14 protein-coding genes and 2 pseudogenes are annotated in these 15,262 nt (G+C 66.8%); 8 read left to right on the top strand and 8 right to left on the bottom strand.

Annotation, left to right across the window (positions count from 1 at the left end; genetic code table 11):
* Nucleotides 1-15: 15 nt before the first annotated feature.
* The 4 genes and pseudogenes from J7E96_RS06065 to J7E96_RS06050 all read right to left on the bottom strand — a co-directional run.
* Entirely contained in the window at nt 16-627 is a 612-nt protein-coding gene (locus tag J7E96_RS06065) for a DUF6262 family protein (RefSeq protein ID WP_215128214.1), read from the bottom strand.
* The gene (locus J7E96_RS06060; RefSeq protein ID WP_215128212.1) at nt 624-3,218 is read right to left on the bottom strand and encodes a site-specific integrase; all 2,595 of its coding nucleotides are present in this window, start codon (nt 3,216-3,218) and stop codon (nt 624-626) included. The genes J7E96_RS06065 and J7E96_RS06060 overlap by 4 nt, the downstream gene beginning before the upstream one ends.
* Nucleotides 3,215-4,393, bottom strand: coding sequence for a tyrosine-type recombinase/integrase (locus J7E96_RS06055; RefSeq protein ID WP_215128210.1), 1,179 nt, complete (start codon nt 4,391-4,393; stop codon nt 3,215-3,217). Before J7E96_RS06055 ends, J7E96_RS06060 begins: the two co-directional genes overlap by 4 nt.
* 114 nt (nt 4,394-4,507) lie before the next feature.
* Nucleotides 4,508-5,044: pseudogene (locus J7E96_RS06050) on the bottom strand (glycosyltransferase family 2 protein); the annotation flags it as partial.
* Nucleotides 5,045-5,131: 87 nt separating this feature from the next.
* Here J7E96_RS06050 and J7E96_RS06045 point away from each other — a divergent pair.
* Nucleotides 5,132-5,830 carry a transferase gene (locus tag J7E96_RS06045; protein ID WP_215128208.1) on the top strand — a complete coding sequence of 233 codons (699 nt, stop codon included), beginning with the start codon at nt 5,132-5,134 and terminating at the stop codon, nt 5,828-5,830.
* 29 nt (nt 5,831-5,859) lie between these two features.
* On the opposite strand, the pseudogene J7E96_RS06040 reads toward J7E96_RS06045, so the two are convergent.
* The 3 genes and pseudogenes from J7E96_RS06040 to J7E96_RS06030 all read right to left on the bottom strand — a co-directional run.
* Nucleotides 5,860-5,973 (bottom strand): annotated as a pseudogene (locus J7E96_RS06040) (DUF3830 family protein); the annotation flags it as partial.
* A 10-nt stretch (nt 5,974-5,983) separates the two neighbouring features.
* Nucleotides 5,984-6,391, bottom strand: a complete 408-nt coding sequence (locus J7E96_RS06035; RefSeq protein ID WP_215128207.1) for a hypothetical protein — start codon at nt 6,389-6,391, stop codon at nt 5,984-5,986.
* Between the two features lie 32 nt (nt 6,392-6,423).
* The gene (locus J7E96_RS06030) at nt 6,424-6,930 is read right to left on the bottom strand and encodes a hypothetical protein (RefSeq protein WP_215128205.1); all 507 of its coding nucleotides are present in this window, start codon (nt 6,928-6,930) and stop codon (nt 6,424-6,426) included.
* Nucleotides 6,931-7,139: 209 nt separating this feature from the next.
* On the opposite strand from J7E96_RS06030, the gene J7E96_RS06025 reads away from it, so the two are divergent.
* Together J7E96_RS06025 and J7E96_RS06020 are read left to right on the top strand one after the other, a co-directional pair.
* Nucleotides 7,140-9,533 (top strand): hypothetical protein, encoded by a 2,394-nt coding sequence (locus J7E96_RS06025; protein ID WP_308295855.1) that lies wholly within the window; start codon nt 7,140-7,142, stop codon nt 9,531-9,533.
* A gap of 561 nt (nt 9,534-10,094) precedes the next feature.
* Nucleotides 10,095-10,658 (top strand): Uma2 family endonuclease, encoded by a 564-nt coding sequence (locus J7E96_RS06020; protein ID WP_215128203.1) that lies wholly within the window; start codon nt 10,095-10,097, stop codon nt 10,656-10,658.
* A 32-nt stretch (nt 10,659-10,690) separates the two neighbouring features.
* Here J7E96_RS06020 and J7E96_RS06015 read toward each other — a convergent pair whose 3' ends face one another.
* On the bottom strand, nt 10,691-11,191 hold the full coding sequence (locus J7E96_RS06015; protein ID WP_215128202.1) for a DUF3830 family protein: 501 nt from the start codon (nt 11,189-11,191) through the stop codon (nt 10,691-10,693).
* A gap of 107 nt (nt 11,192-11,298) precedes the next feature.
* On the opposite strand from J7E96_RS06015, the gene ehuB reads away from it, so the two are divergent.
* From ehuB to J7E96_RS05990, 5 genes are all read left to right on the top strand, one after another.
* A complete protein-coding gene (ehuB, locus tag J7E96_RS06010; RefSeq protein ID WP_215128200.1) occupies nt 11,299-12,201 on the top strand; it encodes an ectoine/hydroxyectoine ABC transporter substrate-binding protein EhuB in 903 nt (300 codons plus the stop codon).
* Nucleotides 12,198-12,881 carry an ectoine/hydroxyectoine ABC transporter permease subunit EhuC gene (ehuC, locus tag J7E96_RS06005; protein WP_215128198.1) on the top strand — a complete coding sequence of 228 codons (684 nt, stop codon included), beginning with the start codon at nt 12,198-12,200 and terminating at the stop codon, nt 12,879-12,881. Before ehuB ends, ehuC begins: the two co-directional genes overlap by 4 nt.
* Nucleotides 12,878-13,528 carry an ectoine/hydroxyectoine ABC transporter permease subunit EhuD gene (gene ehuD, locus J7E96_RS06000; RefSeq protein ID WP_215128196.1) on the top strand — a complete coding sequence of 217 codons (651 nt, stop codon included), beginning with the start codon at nt 12,878-12,880 and terminating at the stop codon, nt 13,526-13,528. The genes ehuC and ehuD overlap by 4 nt, the downstream gene beginning before the upstream one ends.
* Nucleotides 13,518-14,273, top strand: a complete 756-nt coding sequence (gene ehuA / locus J7E96_RS05995; protein WP_215128194.1) for an ectoine/hydroxyectoine ABC transporter ATP-binding protein EhuA — start codon at nt 13,518-13,520, stop codon at nt 14,271-14,273. The genes ehuD and ehuA overlap by 11 nt, the downstream gene beginning before the upstream one ends.
* Nucleotides 14,274-14,439: 166 nt before the next feature.
* Complete coding sequence (locus tag J7E96_RS05990; RefSeq protein ID WP_215128192.1) at nt 14,440-15,198, top strand: IclR family transcriptional regulator; 759 nt, start codon at nt 14,440-14,442, stop codon at nt 15,196-15,198.
* Nucleotides 15,199-15,262: the final 64 nt, after the last annotated feature.

The following is a 15,262-nucleotide window of genomic DNA, read 5'->3' as shown; positions in this document are numbered from 1 at the left end:
CGTCTTCGATCGAGTTCACCCCTGAAGAGGACGGAGATGACGGACGGATGCCGTCGGCTGTTGTTCGAGGAGGAGCGCTTGGAGTTCGGCGATCTTTCGGTCCTGAGAACGGTTGTTGTCCCGGGCGGCGGCGAGGCGGTTCGTCAGAGTGTGGTGATCCGCGGTCAGTGCGCGGAACTGCTGCTTGAGGGTGGTGTTCTCGGTGACCAGCCGTTGGACGGCGTCGGCGGGCAGGTCCAGCTCAAGGTCCCGGATGCGGCCCATGAGCTCGCCGATGTGTCGGCGTTGCGACTGGATCTCCGCCACTGCCTGCCGCAGCGCGTCCTCGGCGTTCAGCGCGCGCTCCCGCCAGGACGCGTCCACCGCCTCGGCGGTTTCCTGTCTGCTGCGGGCCTGGCGGCCCTCGGCCTGGGCGACGGCCTCGGTGACCAACTGCCGGGCGGTGGCGTTCTGATAGAGGAAGGCGCGGGAGACGCCGGCACGTCGTTCGACGGTCCGGACGGTCACCGGGGCCCGTTCCTTGCGCATCGCCGCGAGCGTGTCCCGGACCCGGGCGAGGAGCTTCTCGGTGTGCTGTCGGCGGGCCTGGACGGCACGGGCAGTCTGGGCCGATGTGCTGCCGCTCATGCGACCTCGTCCTCCTGATCGTCGTAGTCGTCGGGATCGGCGAGTTCCTCGACGGGGAAGCCGGTGTTCCACATGTGGCTGAAGTAGTCCTGTGGGCGCCGCAGGTCCAGGGCGAGGGCCTGGTCGAGCAGATCGAGCCCTGCCAGGGCTTTCTCCAAGCCCTCGATCGCCCGTGCGGTGGGCTCGAAGACCTTGTGGAGGTAGTCGGCGGTCGCGTCGTCCGGGGCCCGCTCGGCGATGGAGTACCACTGCTCGCGCTTGCGCCTCCAGTAAAGGAGATCCGCACCGGTCATCACGAGCTTGTCACAGCTGTCGCAGTCCAGGTTCCGGGGGCATTTCCCGCCGTCCACGACGACCTGGGCCGTGCAGAGGCCGCCCAGGGTCGGTGTGCACCGGCGGCCCACGTCCACCGCCATGGCCAGCGCCGTCTCCCTGCTGAGCGGGTTGGTGGCGGTGTCGAAGAGCGGCTCGCCGGGGTTGGCGGAACCGGGCCCACCGACCCAGACGCGGGGCAGGAGGTCGTCCAGTTCGGAGCCGGCGATGTCGACGTAGTGTTCGGCCATGTGCTCGGAGACCTGCCCGAGATACTTCTTGATGTGTGTGAGCGATGCCCCGGCCCTGAGGAGCTTGGTGGCCAGCGTGTGGCGAGCTTGGTGGGGCACTCCTCGTCCCAGGTCGAACGTCGCAACCCACTCCCGGAATGAGCTGCTGAAGAAGCCGTGGGAGATCGCCTCGGTCTCCTGGGGGTTCTTGACATGGGTGGGGAACAGGGCCAGTTGCTCCTGTTCCAGCGCGGTGGGCATGCGTCCCTGGCGCCGTTCGAAGCGTTGAAGCGTCGTCTTGCGCCGGTTGTCGAGGCGATTGAAGAGGTACTCGGGGATGCGGATAGCCGCGTCGAGGTTCCCCACCTTGGTCTGGTCGTGCCAGAGCATCGGGATCCCGTTGAGGTAGGAGATGCAGTTGAAGCGGAGCTCCAGGACCTCCGAGCAGCGCCGGCCGGTGTAGACCAGGGCCTCCCAGGCATCCCGCAGCCCACGGTCGTTGGGGTCCCAGTTCGCGGCGAACCGCGACAAGTTGCCGTCGTCGGCCAGTGCCCGCGCGAGCCGGTCGTCGAACGGCCGCCGCTTTCGGCCCTGGGCTCTGCCTCCACGCGGAAGTACGGTGATGAACGCTCGGTCCAGGCCGAGCACTTCGGCCTGACCGGTCTCCAAGAGCTCGTAGAGGAGCTTGCGCACGTAGCTGAACGTGGTCCTGGCGCTCGCCGTGGTCACGGTTCCGGGGGAGCCGTCGGTGCGACGCAGGACCAGCGACGGCAGGCCACCGGCCGCACGGTGCCGTTGATCGGCGGCAAAATCCTCGGCGTGCCGGCCCGTCAGCAGCTTCGGGTCGTGCCCGCCTCCCGGAGTGTCGGCTTCCAGGAACGCGCCAAGTTCCGACAGCGCCCGTCGGGCTGAGTCCAGCGGGCCGCGGGAGCGGGGACAGTCCACGGACTGCAGCAGGCGGGCGATGTGGTCCCAGAGCACACCACGGAGCCAGTGCTGTGGCACGGTGGACAGGTCGAAGCAGGTGTCCGTGCCGGGGAGGCGGCGTCCGAAGTGCTCGGTCTCGATGAACCCGGCTTCTCGGCTGTCTTCCTTCGTGTAATAGAGCGGTCGTAGTCGGCTCAGGATTTCCCGCGCGATCTGCCGGGGCCTCATGCGGCGCCGGTCCAGATCGAGGCCGGCGAGCGAGTCGACGTCGTACTCCCGGCACTCGTTGGTCAGCATCCGCAGGTCAGCGATGGTCCACAGGGTGCGGCTGCCGTCCCGGGTATGGGCTTCCAGCCCCCACTGCAACTCCGCTTTGGCCAGCGGACGCATGCCGAGCAGGTTGATCTGCCCGAGCTGGTAGACCGGCTGCTGCTTGGCGCACCATGCCTCGAACGCCGACGGATCCTCGGTGGAGACGGGAACGGCCTCGCCCGTCCGCTCGTAGTGACGCTCCCACAGCCGGGGCAGAGTCACCCGGCCCGGCCGGTCGGCGGCGATGTAGCGCTCCCGGTGCTGAGCACACAACCGCAGTGGTGTGTCGGCCAGACGTTCACAGGTCGCCGCGCGGCACAGTCCGTAGCCGTGTGGGTAGGGGACTTGATCGCGCAACCAGTAGGAGAAGTCAGCAGAGGCCCCGGCCCGACGAGCGTAATTGTCCCACTGCCGGTAGTGCATCATGCAGATCCGTCTCGACCGGATGTGGACGGGCCGGTCCGGACAGACCGCACAGAGCTCCGGCTCGTAACCCTCCTTGGGCTCCAACGGCGCCGCGACGGCCAGGAACCCGGTTCGGGTCGCCCCCTGCGGGTCCCGGGCCAAGTGATCATTCCACTCCCTCTGGTGCGTGTGGCAGAAATCGTCGCTGCTGTTGCGGGTGCGCAGGCACTCCGGGACCGCACAGCCCCAGCCGTACGTCTCGTGGTCTGCAGGCATGTTCAGCACATCGCCCCGGAAGAGCGGATCGAAGGACGGCCCACTGATCAGAGCCTCCAACAGCTCCAGGCGGTCCCGTCCGACCTGGCCGGGCCCGCGATCAGGCAGCGAACGCAGAGGCGAGCTCATTTCTGCTCACCCCACACGGTGTTCAACGCGGTGACGAACGCCGGGTCGTGGACGTCGGTGTGCCCGTAGACCTCCTCGACGGTCTGTGCTGAGGCCCAGCCGCCCGCGTCCCTGGCGATGACCGTGTTGCCATTCGCGGCGTCGAGAACCCCGCTGCCGAACTGATGCCGGAACATATGCGGTCTGACCAGCCCGAGCTCCAGCCGGTAGCCGGCCCGCTTGAGCAATTTGCGCGCCGAGTCGGTGGTCCACGGCAGCCCGGCAGTCGGACCGCCGAGGTTGACCAGGAGCATGCCGTGCGTGGCGTCCGGCGGGTACTCAGTGGTCATGTACTCGAAATAGGTGTGGACCATCGCGGGACTCGCCCGCCGAACATTGCCGCCCTGGACGACCCCGTCCTGAACGACCCAGTCCTGCTTCGTCTTCACCCGGGACCGGTTCGCATTCGTCTCACGGTGACAGATGTGCACGTGGGCCGTGCGGCACTCGCCGCAGCGTGCGTTCTCCCGCAGATGGAGATCCACCAGGTGCATGCCCGTCAGCTCACCGATGCGGAAGCCGCCGTCGTCCAGCCACGTCACGACCATCCGGTCCCGTGCCGTTTTGAAGTCCTCCAACAGGACTTCCCGGGCGCCCTCCGGCGGCAGCTTCGGATGGCGTCGCCGGACCGCTCTCTTCGGCCGCAATTCGTTGGCCGGCATCTCCCGCATGACGTGGCCGAGCATCGCCCGGTTCCGGTCGGCCTTCGTCGGCAGCCTCGTCCCGCCGAACTCCTGCGCCAGATCCTGGTTGATCCCCAACTTTCCCTGGTGAAGGTAGAAGCCCTTCAGCGCGGCTGCGGCAGTCGCCAGCGTGCTCTGCTGGTACGGCTTCTTGCCCTCCCGCCACGGCTGCCCGAACGGGCCCGAGAACTCGGCGCCGACGGTGCCCATGTACCGCTGAAGGTCGTAGAACGTCACCGTCTCCGGCGACAGCCCTTCATAGGGCAGCCACCGCAGATGATCCACGAGCAGGTACGCGTACGTCCTCGCCGTACCGACGTCGCATATCCGCAGGAAGCTGTCGGCCACGGGATGTACCGGCCCGCCCGGTTCCACGATCGTGTACGCGACCCGGCCGTCCCGCCGACGGATCTCCTGTACTCGCAGATCGCCGATGACTGTCCGTCGGCTCACTCGCCACCCTCGCTTCTCCTAGTCACACATCACACACACCGTGTGCTCGGCCGGTTAACGAGGCTGGGACGCAACAGGTAACGCTACAGACACACATCAAGTACACATGGCAGGCAGGCAAGTTAACTCGTGGGTGAAGAAGAAGGCATCCGGCCAGCCTCCGACCTGGTCCAGCATCGGCATCGACAGAGCGTGTCCGCCACCGAGGAAGGTGGTCACCAGACCCCGGCGCATCGGATCACCGGCCCGCAGCCTGGGCACATGCCGTCTCTGCGTATGTCCGGTCTCGTCCGCGATCCGGAAACTGACGATGCCCAGATGCGGGTCGGAGGCGTACAGGTCTGAGATGCGGCGAACTACGTCAGCCGCGATCAAGAGGCCGTCGTCGTCCAGGTCCACGAGGACGTCGACGTCCCCCAATTCCCGCAGTCGCTCCATCGCCACATTGCGGCCGCCGGACACCCCCAAGTTCTCGTCCAGCTCGATGCCGATCACCCAATCCGGCAGGTCAGGCAGGGGAGACCCGTTGCCAACCACCACCACGTGGGCGGCGGGCTCGTCCTGTTTGGCCACCGAGTCGAGCAGAGCCCGCAGCTCGGCCGGCCGATTGCCCATGGTCAGCACGGCCACACCCACACGCGGTCGGGACACGTCCAGATCTCCAGCTCTCGGTGACGGCGCTAGGCGGCGAGCCTAGCGGCCCCGTCACCTGCCAGATACGCGAAAGGAACCCCAGCCATGCCATCCATTCACCTTGCCGACTACGTCAGCGGCGCCACCGTGGGCGCGATCGCCACAACTTCTTATGGGGAGTTGGAACGGTACGAGCTCGCCGCATTCCTGACTGCCTGGCCCGAACTGCATCGCGAAGCCCTCGCCCTGGTCCCCGAACGCATCCACCACACCGCGTTCGTCCACCCGCCGGCGATCGTAGGAGAGGACGTCATCATCGGCCCGGACGTGCGAGTCCATGAGTTCTCCACCGTGCGCAAGGGCTCCGTACTGTGCGCGGGTGCGTCGGTCGGCTTCAACTGCGAAGTAACAGCCTGCGTCGTTGGGGAAGGAGCCGTACTGGGTCACCGCATCGGCATCAATCGCACGATCGTCGGCACAGAAGCCCACCTGTCGGCAGGTGTCACCGTCGCCGCGATCAACCTGTGCGACGACATGCGTACCCCGGACAGAGAGGTCATCGTGCGGGTCCCGGACGGGCTCTACCGCTGCGGAACGACCCAGTTCGGCGCGCTGATCGGGGACGGCGTCCAGACTGGAAACACCATCAGCCTTGGGCCGGGGTCAGCTATCGGTCGCCGCTGTCGCATCTCCAGCGGCGTCACCATGGCAGGCCGGGCCGTCGCCGCCCGAAGCGTCGTCGGCGCCCCGCACACCGCCGACGTCCACGTACGGCAACGGCCGGCTCGGTCGCCGCACGGGTGAGACCCGTGCGGTTCCTCAGCATCGATCACCTACGCCCGGCGGAAGGTCAGGGTCTCGCCCACCGCGCCCGACCGCCAGAGGTCCTGGCAGGCCTCGGCCATCCGGTCCAGGCCTTCCAGCACCGTGCCCCAGACGATGCCGGGGCCAGCCCGTTTAGCTCGCCTGCGGCGCCGGAGGCAGCACCCACGGAGCGAATCGCTGACCGGGAGCTACGTCGTCGCGCCAGTACCGCAGAACGGTTTCCTGCACGACTTCGATCCGTTCCGCAGCGATGAGACAGGAGACGGGTTCCAGCCCGCCTGCGTCCGCCTCGAAAGCCACGAGAACAGGCGGTTCTTCGCCGATCTGGCGGGTGACTCGCGCGAGCTCCTCGCTCGTCGGCGCGCAGAACGCCGGATCGAGGAACTTTGCCGGGCAGCTGACGAGGATTGGATCGCCGAAGACCAGTTCCAAGCCATGGTGATAGGTGAGGTCATGCGCGGCCGCCAGTCGGAGCTCAGCAGCGTGCCACGCGATGACGTCCCAGTCCCACCAGGACCCCTCAGGAAGCTGGATGCCCACGTGCCGACGTTCCGCGTCCACCCTCAGCCCCCTCATCCGTCGGTGTCTGGCGCGCCGTGGTAGCGGGTGAGGGTGTCACGGAGGTGGTGGTCGGGACCGCGTAGGAACAGGGCGCACAGCTCGTCGCCGGGAACCGTCAGCGGGCGGCCGTCCTGAGCGGGGTCGTCGTCGGCAGGTGGGTACTCGTCGATGCGTTCGTAGGGGATGGTGACGTAGGGCTGGTCGTACTCGGGGGCGGCAAGGTCGGGTTCGGTCCCGTACTGCCATTGCGCGCCGGCTGTACGCACATGCACCTCGCCCAGGTACCACGTGGCGGCGCCAACCGGGCCGCTGTCACGCTCGGCCTTGATCTCCTCGCAGGAGGAGAACCGGCGCCGTATAAAGGCTTCAAGACGGTCGAGGGATTCGATACTGAAATCCCAGTCGTCTGCTTCAAGCGGGAAATGGGCGTTGAAGGCTGCGCGCTGCTCGGAGATCCACGCGTCAAGGCGCGGGTTGTTCGCCCATTCCCGCTCCTGGTCCTGCTGCTGTTCGTCCATGCCGCCGACCCTAACGCCACCGATGGCTGCGCCTGTAACGATCACATGTACATGCCGAGTTGGTGGCCGACACGCCCCATATCCCTTAGTCATGCGGATAGTTGGCCGCCCAGGGTTGGAACAGACCCTTGCGCCACCAACGACTACGGGGGCCCCTGGAGGCGCACGGGACCCCACCCCACTGGGCCCCTTGGGAAGACCAGCATCAGGTGAAGTACCAGATATCAAGCGGCCATCTGCGCGCCTGGACGCATGCTGCGGTTGCCGTCGCCTGTACGGCCGCGCTCTCCATAGGCGCTCTGCCGACTCTTGACACTGCGGCCGCGGCGCCGAAAGAAAGACCCCTGTCGCCGGGCAAGCGGTGCGACGAACTCTACGGAATCAAGAACACCCCCACCGGGCGCCTCCCGGCCGGTGACACCAGCCGTCCGAAGTCACAATGGGACGAGTTCGACTACGTCAACACCGGCAAGCAGTACGACGGCTTGCAGCTCCCTGAAGACGCTGCCGAGCGCAAAGCGTTCCTGGACAAGATCGGCACCGACCCGGAGGCGTACGAGAAGGGTGACCCCCGGCGCGTCTACGCCTACTACGCCAAGGAGATCGCCAAGCCGAACAGCCGGTGGAAGACGGACTGGGACGGCTGGAGGGACGGCAAGTACATCCCGCAGTCCGGGCACGACCCGCGAGGCAAAGCCTATGAGGCGAAGGTCGTCAAGGACTTCGGGCTGACCGGACCGGACTGGATCTGCCAGAAGGAGATCAAGATCCGGGACCCGAAGACCGGCAAGGTACACCGCCGGATCCTGGACGCGATCAACAAGAAGACCCGCGAGATCGTAGAGATCAAGTCCAACAACAAGCCGGAGGACAGCCAGAAGCCCAAGGACCTGGCCCTGTCCAGGAACAAGAACTGGCAGCGGTCCGGCTACAAGATCCGGTACATCTTCGCTGAAGAGCGCGGCGGCCAGGGGCAGAAGTTCTTCGACGAGATGCGCCGCAACCTCGGCAAGGGCACCCTCGGCCAGGAGCGGGTCACGATCCACGAGCACCGCTCGAACGCCATCGAGAAGGCGCCGGCAAAGAGCAACAACAGCCCCTACCGGTACAACGCCCCTTACATGAACGCCGACCCGTCGAAGAACACCGGATCGCGCGGCGGGGCGATCGACCAGATCAAGCAGTCCAAGCCGACCCCGAAGGACATGGCCGACTTCCTCAACCGGCGCGAACAGGCGTCGGGGGGACGGTTCCCCAAGGGGCCGGGGGGCATCGACTTCACCTCCCTGGAGCTGAAGTACGTCGGCAAGCCCGCCAAGGGCGCCGGGCTGGACTACGCGTTCTCCGCGGCCAAGGCCCCCGGCGAGAGTGGCGGCTGGGGTGGCAAGGAGAAGGCGCAGATGATCTCCGACGCCTTCTTCACCTGGCTCGCTCTCACCCCTGACAAGTTCTGGGTCAACCTCAACCCGGACACCCCCGGCACGATCATGGACGACAAGTTCGCCTCCACCGACGCCGGCCGCATCCTGCTGGAAGCCGACCTCCAGCTCAAGCACGATTTCTACAAGGCCATGGACCCCAAGACGGAGGTGGGCAAGGCCGCCTGGGACGGCCTTGCCAAGGTCAACGGCTGGCCGTGCCTGCACTCGGGCCGTAACTGGATCGAACCCAAGCCCGCGAAGGTCCGCGAGCAGGACGGCGGCATCTACATCCTCGACGCACCGTTGAAGCTCCAGTCCGAATACGCCGAGGTCAACACCCCGGGCCCCGGCGAAGGGAAGCCCTGCCAGGACCAGTTGAGCAAGGACGAGATCGAGCACAACGAACGCGTCCTTCAGCGCACCGTGGTCCCCGAGGTCGAGAAGTGGATCAACACCAAGCCCCAGTACGCCGACCTGCGCCGCGTCTACACCGCCCGCGTCGCAGCCGAGTACATCCGCCAGCAGGACGCTGAGCGCCCCACCGACTACCGCGAGATCATCAACAGCAACAACGTCAAGCGGTGGCCGCTGCGCGCCCCCAACCAGGACTGGAAGAAGACCGACGTCTTCAACAAGTACGTCAAGGTCTTCAAGGAAGGAGAGTTCAAGTACGAACTGACCAAGGGTGAGGAGGTCTGGGTCATCACCGTCGGCGGTGTCGACTTCTCCAAGCAGCCCAAGCGCAACATCACCGGACTCCAGTTCCGCACCGAGCGCCCCTACACCCCGCGCACGAAGAACACCGCGATCAAGGCGGCCACGGATGACGCGGACCAGGACGGGATGCTGATGCTCGGCGGCAACAGCGCGGGCATGAGTGACGACGACGCAGGCACCCCCACCCCGACGACGAAACCGACGCCGACGACGAAGCCGACGCCGACGGACAAGCCGACCGGGAAGCCCACCACGGGCCCGACCCGCACCCCGCCGCCCACCCCCACCGGCAGCGGGAACCACACGCAGCCTCCTGCCACACCCCCGGCCGACGACGACAACGGAGGCGGCGGTCTCGCCGACACCGGTGCCCAGGTCGCAACCATCGCCGCAATCACCGCGGCTCTTCTGTCCGCCGGCGTGGCGCTCGTGTGGTGGAAGCGCCGCCGCACCACCAGCACCTAGCCCTGGCTACGCGCACGTAGTGCCGGTGTGACAAACGGCCCCCACACCCGATACCGCCCGGGTGCGGGGGCCGTCGTGCTGTATCAGGCGCAGGCGCAGTCCGGATGGCAGGGCGCGTGCTCTACCTTCCTGCCGCCGCCAGTTCCACACCGGCTCCCCCACCCCCAGCCCGTGCCGCCGATGATGCCCGGAGTCCCGGAACGGGCAAAGAGGTACCGGACTGCCTGGATGTCCACCTGATCTGCGACAACAATTACGCCATCCACAAGACACCTGTCATCAAAAAGTGGCTGCTTGCCCATTCCCGCTTCAGCCGCAACTGGATCGCTGCCTGGAACACCGATCCGAGGCCCTATGTCTAGAATTCCTAACTCAGAAGACCAGCGCTCGATCTACTAAAGTGAGTGAGGGCGGCGTACGTGCGTGTCAGCGACGTCCAACGTCACAAGTCATGGCGCAGGCTCAGCCGAACCAGTGGGCCACTCCGTGACTGACTCACGAAACTGATTCTGTGACGACTCAACTGGCCGGCCTGGCAGTTGCTCAGTGGAAGGATGTCGCATGACGACTGCGCCTGCCGACTACAACGCCGGCGTGGACCCGGAGCGGGCCCTGAAGTACGCGGTCCAACGCATCAAAGGTGACCGCGCCCAAATTGTGGAAGGGGTTATCGAGCCGGTGTCGCCGACCTGGGACCATGAAGCGGCCGCAGAGGTGATCCGCGATCAGATCCGTCCACGGGCCCGCGAACTCGGCTGTGTCACAGGCTCAGGAAACCTGGATCTCCCCGGGTCATCGAACTGGTACGTCCCGGATATTGCAGTAGTCCCCGCTGCGGCAGCAAAGGGGGCCGGGGCCCTCCTCCCGGAGGACACGCTCTTGATCGTTGAAGTGACTTCGGAGTCCAACGGCGAAACCGACCGTGTTGTGAAGAGGAAGCGATATGCCGAGTACGGCGCGCCACTCTTCTTGCTGGTCGATCGTCAGGAGCGCAGCCTGACCTTGTACTCCGAACCGGGCAAACTCGGCTATACACGAGCCGACGGGCCCCACCCGTACGGAACGCTCATTCGATTGCCTGCGCCGTTCGACTTGGATCTGGACACCCAGAGGCTTGGGGAGTAACAGCGGGATGGCCCGCGCGATGCCGCTTTCACCTATGCCCGTCGAAAAGTGAGCGTTTCGCCCACCGCGCCCGACCGCCAGAGGTCCTGGCAGGCATCGGCCATCCGGTCCAGGCCTTCCACCACCGTGCCCCAGACGATGCCGGGGACCCAGCCCGTATCGCCGTTGAGCAGCAGGTTGTTGCGTTCGTAGAAGAGGGCCAGGTCGACTACGCCGTGGCCGGCCCGGAGCGTGGGCTGCGGGCCGTAGCCGTGGGAGGCCGTGCCCAGTTGGGTGTCGGAGAAGGAGAAGTAGCAGAGGTCGCCGGGGATGGGGGTGACGGTGGGGTTCTCCAGCGGCGGCTCCTGTTCGGCGAAGGGGGCAACCAGGGCGTAGATCTCGTTACGGGCGTACTTCGCGTGATAGACGTCCCCGCCCAGGGGAAGCGCCTGCCACACCGCCTCGCAGGTGACAGGCGCCCTGTCGTCCAGGAGTTTCGCGGTGCAGCGCACACCGCGCTTGTCGAGCGATACGTCCACGAATCGGTCGGTCATGTCCTCATGGTCCCCAGCGGGTCAAGAGTGCACCCACCGCGGCACGCCGCGAACAGGGGCTGGAATTCGTCGGCATACCTGGCCTGGGGCCGGGTAGCCGCGCGCCCATGGCTCCACCACCAGGGAACGACTCAGGAAGCACAACAAGACACTCCATACGCCGGCGCTCGCTTCTGCTCGGCACGGCCGCGCTGGGTGCCGCGGGGGCGCTCGGCGCGGCCGGCTGCAGCAAGGTTCCGTCGGGCGACACGCTCGCCCGGCTGAAGTCGCAGGGTACGGTCCGGCTCGGCATCGCGGGCGAGGCTCCGTACGGATACATCGACGAGCAGGGCGCATTCACCGGCGAGGCGGTGGAGCTCGCGAAGGTGATCTTCAAGCGGCTCGGCGTGCCCAGCGTCCAGCCCTCCCCCACCGACTTCTCGTCGCTCATCCCGGGCCTTCAGTCGCAGCAGTTCGACGTGGTCTCCGCCGGGATGTACATCAACAAGGAGCGCTGCGCCCAGGTCCTCTTCGCCGACCCCGAGTACCAGATGCTCGACTCGTTCATCGTGCGCAAGGGCAACCCGAAGAAGCTTCATTCGTACCAGGACGTCGTCGAGGCCAAGGCGAAGATAGCCACCGGCGCCGGGTACGCCGAGATCGACTACGCGGTCGCCGCAGGCGTCCCGCGCAAGGAGATCACCATCTTCCCGGACCCGGTCGCCGGCCTGAACGCCGTGGAGTCCGGCCGTGTCGACGTCTTCGCGGGCACCGCGCTGACCAGCCGCGGCGTGGTGAAGAAGAGCACCAGGGCCGAGGCCACGAAGCCCTTCGCGCCGCTCGTGGAGGGCAAGAAGAAAGTCGACGGCGGAGGCTTCGCCTTCCGGCTCGACGACGCCGAACTGCGCGACGCCTTCAACGTGGAGATCCACAAGATGAAGAAGAGCGGCGAACTCTTCAGGATCCTCCAGCCGTTCGGCTTCACCAAGGCCGAGATGACCACGATGACCGCAGAGGAGCTGTGCAAATGACAGCCGGACTGTGGACCAACTGGATACTCCCCGGCATCTGGATCACGATCCAGCTCACCGTGTACAGCGCCGCCCTGGCGGCCGTCGTGGCCTTCGGCATCGGCATCGCCCGCACCCACCGCTCCCGCGTCGTGCGTTTCCTGGCGGGCTTCTACACCGAGGTCTTCCGCGGCACGTCCGCGCTGGTGCTGATGTTCTGGCTGTTCTTCGTGATGCCGGGACTCCTCGGCTGGGCGCTCGTCCCGATGTGGGCGGCCGTCCTGGCGCTGGGACTCTCGTACGGGGCGTACGGCGCCGAGGTCGTGCGCGGCGCGCTGAACTCGGTGACCCCCGCGCAGCGCGAGGCGGGCGTCGCGCTCAGCTTCACGCCCTGGCAGCGGATGCGGCTCATCCTGCTCCCGCAGGCGGTGCCCGAGATGATCCCGCCCTTCAACAACCTGCTGATCGAGCTGCTCAAGGGCACGGCGCTGGTGTCGCTGCTCGGCGTGGCCGACACGTCGTTCTCCGCCTACCTGGTGCGCCTGGCGACCCAGGAAAGCGTGGAGATCTACTCGGTGACCCTGGTGATCTACTTCGTGATCGCCTTCGTCCTCACCCGCGGCATGCGGGCGCTTGAGCGCAAGACCAAGGCCGGTATCGGGATCACCGCCGCAGCCGCCGGAGCCGGAGGCACGCGATGAACAACTGGGACTGGTCCGCCGTCGCGGACTTCATGCCGACGTTCTGGGACGGGCTGCTCGTCACGCTCCAGGTGCTGGTGCTCGGCTCACTGCTCTCCTTCACGCTCGGCCTCGTCTGGGCGATCGGATACCGCGGGCCGCGCTGGGTGCGCTGGCCGGTGAACGTCGTGACCGAGTTCATCCGCAACACCCCGCTGCTGGTGCAGTTGTTCTTCTTCTTCTTCGTGCTGCCGGAGTGGGGCGTGCAGGCCTCGGCACTGGTCACCGGAACGCTCGCGATCGGGCTGCACTACTCGACGTACACCGCACAGGTCTACCGGGCCGGCATCGACGCGGTTCCGGTCGGACAGTGGGAGGCGGCCACGGCGCTCAGCCTGCCGGCCTCGCGCACCTGGTTCGCGGTCATCCTGCCGCAGGCGATCCGCCGGATCGTGCCCGCGCTGGGCAACTACGTGATCTCGATGCTGAAGGACACTCCGCTGCTCATGGCCATCGGCGTACTGGAGATGCTCCAGCAGGCCCGGCTGGCGAGCGCGGAGACCTTCCAGTACGCCGAGCCGCTGACCGTCGTCGGCGTCGCCTTCATCCTCATCGCCTACCCGGCTTCTCTTCTCTTGCGAGCCTTGGAGCGTCGTCTTGTCCGCTGAGCCAACCCCCAATGAACTGATCCGTTTCGACAACGTCACCAAGAGATTCGGCGACAACACCGTCCTGGACAATCTCTGTTTCTCGGTCCAGAGCGGAAAGCACGTGACGCTCATCGGGCCCTCGGGGTCGGGCAAGACCACGATCCTGCGGCTGCTGATGACTCTGGTGAAGCCCGACGAGGGCGTCATCAAGGTGAACGGCGGGCAGCTCTTCCCGGCGGGCGAGAAAGAAGTCCGCGAGGTGCGCAAGAACATCGGAATGGTGTTCCAGCAGTTCAATCTCTTTCCGAATATGAACGTCCTGCGCAATGTCACCGAGGCGCCGGTGCGGGTTCTCGGCATGTCGAAGGACGAAGCCGCCGAGCGCGCCAAGGGCCTGCTGGATCTGGTCGGGCTCGCCGACAAGCAGGACGCGAAGCCCACGCAGCTCTCCGGCGGCCAGCAGCAGCGGGTGGCCATCGCGCGGGCGCTGGCGATGCGTCCGCAGGTGCTGCTGCTGGACGAGGTGACGTCGGCGCTGGACCCGGAGCTGGTGGCGGGCGTGCTCGACGTACTGCGCGACATCGCCCGTACGACCGACATCACCATGCTCTGCGTCACGCACGAGATGAACTTCGCACGGGACATCTCGGACGACGTGTTGATGTTCGACGCGGGGCGGGTCATCGAGTCCGGATCTCCGGAGAAGATCTTCAACGATCCGGAGCACGAACGTACCCGCGAATTCCTCGGCGCGGTGCTCTGACCTCTCCATCCGGGCCGAAATCCCGCCTCTGGCATATGCCAGAGTGGCGCGCCCCAGCTTATGAAGCCGGGGCGCGCCACAATGTCGTCAACACCAGCCCCGTAAGGCGGTCTTGGCGGCTATCGTGGAACGGATGCAAACGGTCACAACCTGGTAGGGGGAAACCGTGGCGCTGAAGCCGGAGCCGAAAGCACCGTTCCACTCGGTGCAGTACGCCCTGCGTGTGCTGGAGACGGTCTCCAGGCACGGGAGCGGTGTGACCGATGTACAGATCGCCCGCGAGACCGGACTCCCGACCGCCCACCTGACCTCCCTGCTGCTGATGCTGCGCCGCGAGGGGTACGTCGAGCAGGTGGCGGACGGCGCGTACGTCGTCGGCGACTCGCTCGTCCTGCTCGGGTCGGGCTCCACCCGGCGCGAGGCACTCCAGGTCAAGCTGCAGCAGACGCTCGACCAGCTGCGCGACACGGTGGGCGCGGCGATCTACATCAGCCGGTACATCGACGGCGAGATCAAGGTCATGCAGGTCGCCGACGGGCCGCGTACGCCCAAGGTCAACGAGTGGGTGGACTTCAGGTCGGCGGCCCACGCGAGCGCGATCGGCAAGTGCCTGCTCACCCAGCTCGACCAGAACGGCCGCCGGGATCACCTGTCCCGGCACAAGACCGCCCGGCTGACGTCGAAGACGATCACCAGCGAGCGGGTCCTGTTCTCCACGCTGGACAGCCAGCCCGCCACGGTGCCGGTCCTCGACCTCCAGGAGTACGCGGTGGGCACGGTCTGCGCGGCCGTACCGCTCACGGCCGGCTCCTCCGTGGGCTGTCTGGCCCTGTCCCTGCCGCTGGAGCACGCCCACCGCCTGCGTTCGGCGGCGGACACCCTGAACCGCAGGGCGGCGCCGGTGGTGCTGTCGCTGGCGCTGTGACGCGGGCCACCGGCCCGGCGGCCGGCCGTGGTCCCGGGCACCCCTACGGACCAGGTACTATTTA

The organism is Streptomyces sp. ISL-96, from assembly GCF_018614035.1.
Taxonomy (GTDB): Bacteria; Actinomycetota; Actinomycetes; order Streptomycetales; family Streptomycetaceae; genus Streptomyces.
Note: the sequence above shows the minus strand (reverse complement) of the source record. Positions and strands in the feature narration are given on the sequence as shown.

Bases quoted from the DNA above. Each gene is read 5' to 3' on its own strand.
- ehuB (WP_215128200.1), top strand. From the start codon at position 11,299: ATGGCTCCACCACCAGGGAACGACTCAGGAAGCACAACAAGACACTCC.
- J7E96_RS06015 (WP_215128202.1), bottom strand. From the start codon at position 11,191: ATGACCGACCGATTCGTGGACGTATCGCTCGACAAGCGCGGTGTGCGC.
- J7E96_RS06065 (WP_215128214.1), bottom strand. From the start codon at position 627: ATGAGCGGCAGCACATCGGCCCAGACTGCCCGTGCCGTCCAGGCCCGC.
- ehuD (WP_215128196.1), top strand. From the start codon at position 12,878: ATGAACAACTGGGACTGGTCCGCCGTCGCGGACTTCATGCCGACGTTC.
- J7E96_RS06060 (WP_215128212.1), bottom strand. From the start codon at position 3,218: ATGAGCTCGCCTCTGCGTTCGCTGCCTGATCGCGGGCCCGGCCAGGTC.
- J7E96_RS06030 (WP_215128205.1), bottom strand. From the start codon at position 6,930: ATGGACGAACAGCAGCAGGACCAGGAGCGGGAATGGGCGAACAACCCG.
- ehuC (WP_215128198.1), top strand. From the start codon at position 12,198: ATGACAGCCGGACTGTGGACCAACTGGATACTCCCCGGCATCTGGATC.
- J7E96_RS06020 (WP_215128203.1), top strand. From the start codon at position 10,095: ATGACGACTGCGCCTGCCGACTACAACGCCGGCGTGGACCCGGAGCGG.
- J7E96_RS06045 (WP_215128208.1), top strand. From the start codon at position 5,132: ATGCCATCCATTCACCTTGCCGACTACGTCAGCGGCGCCACCGTGGGC.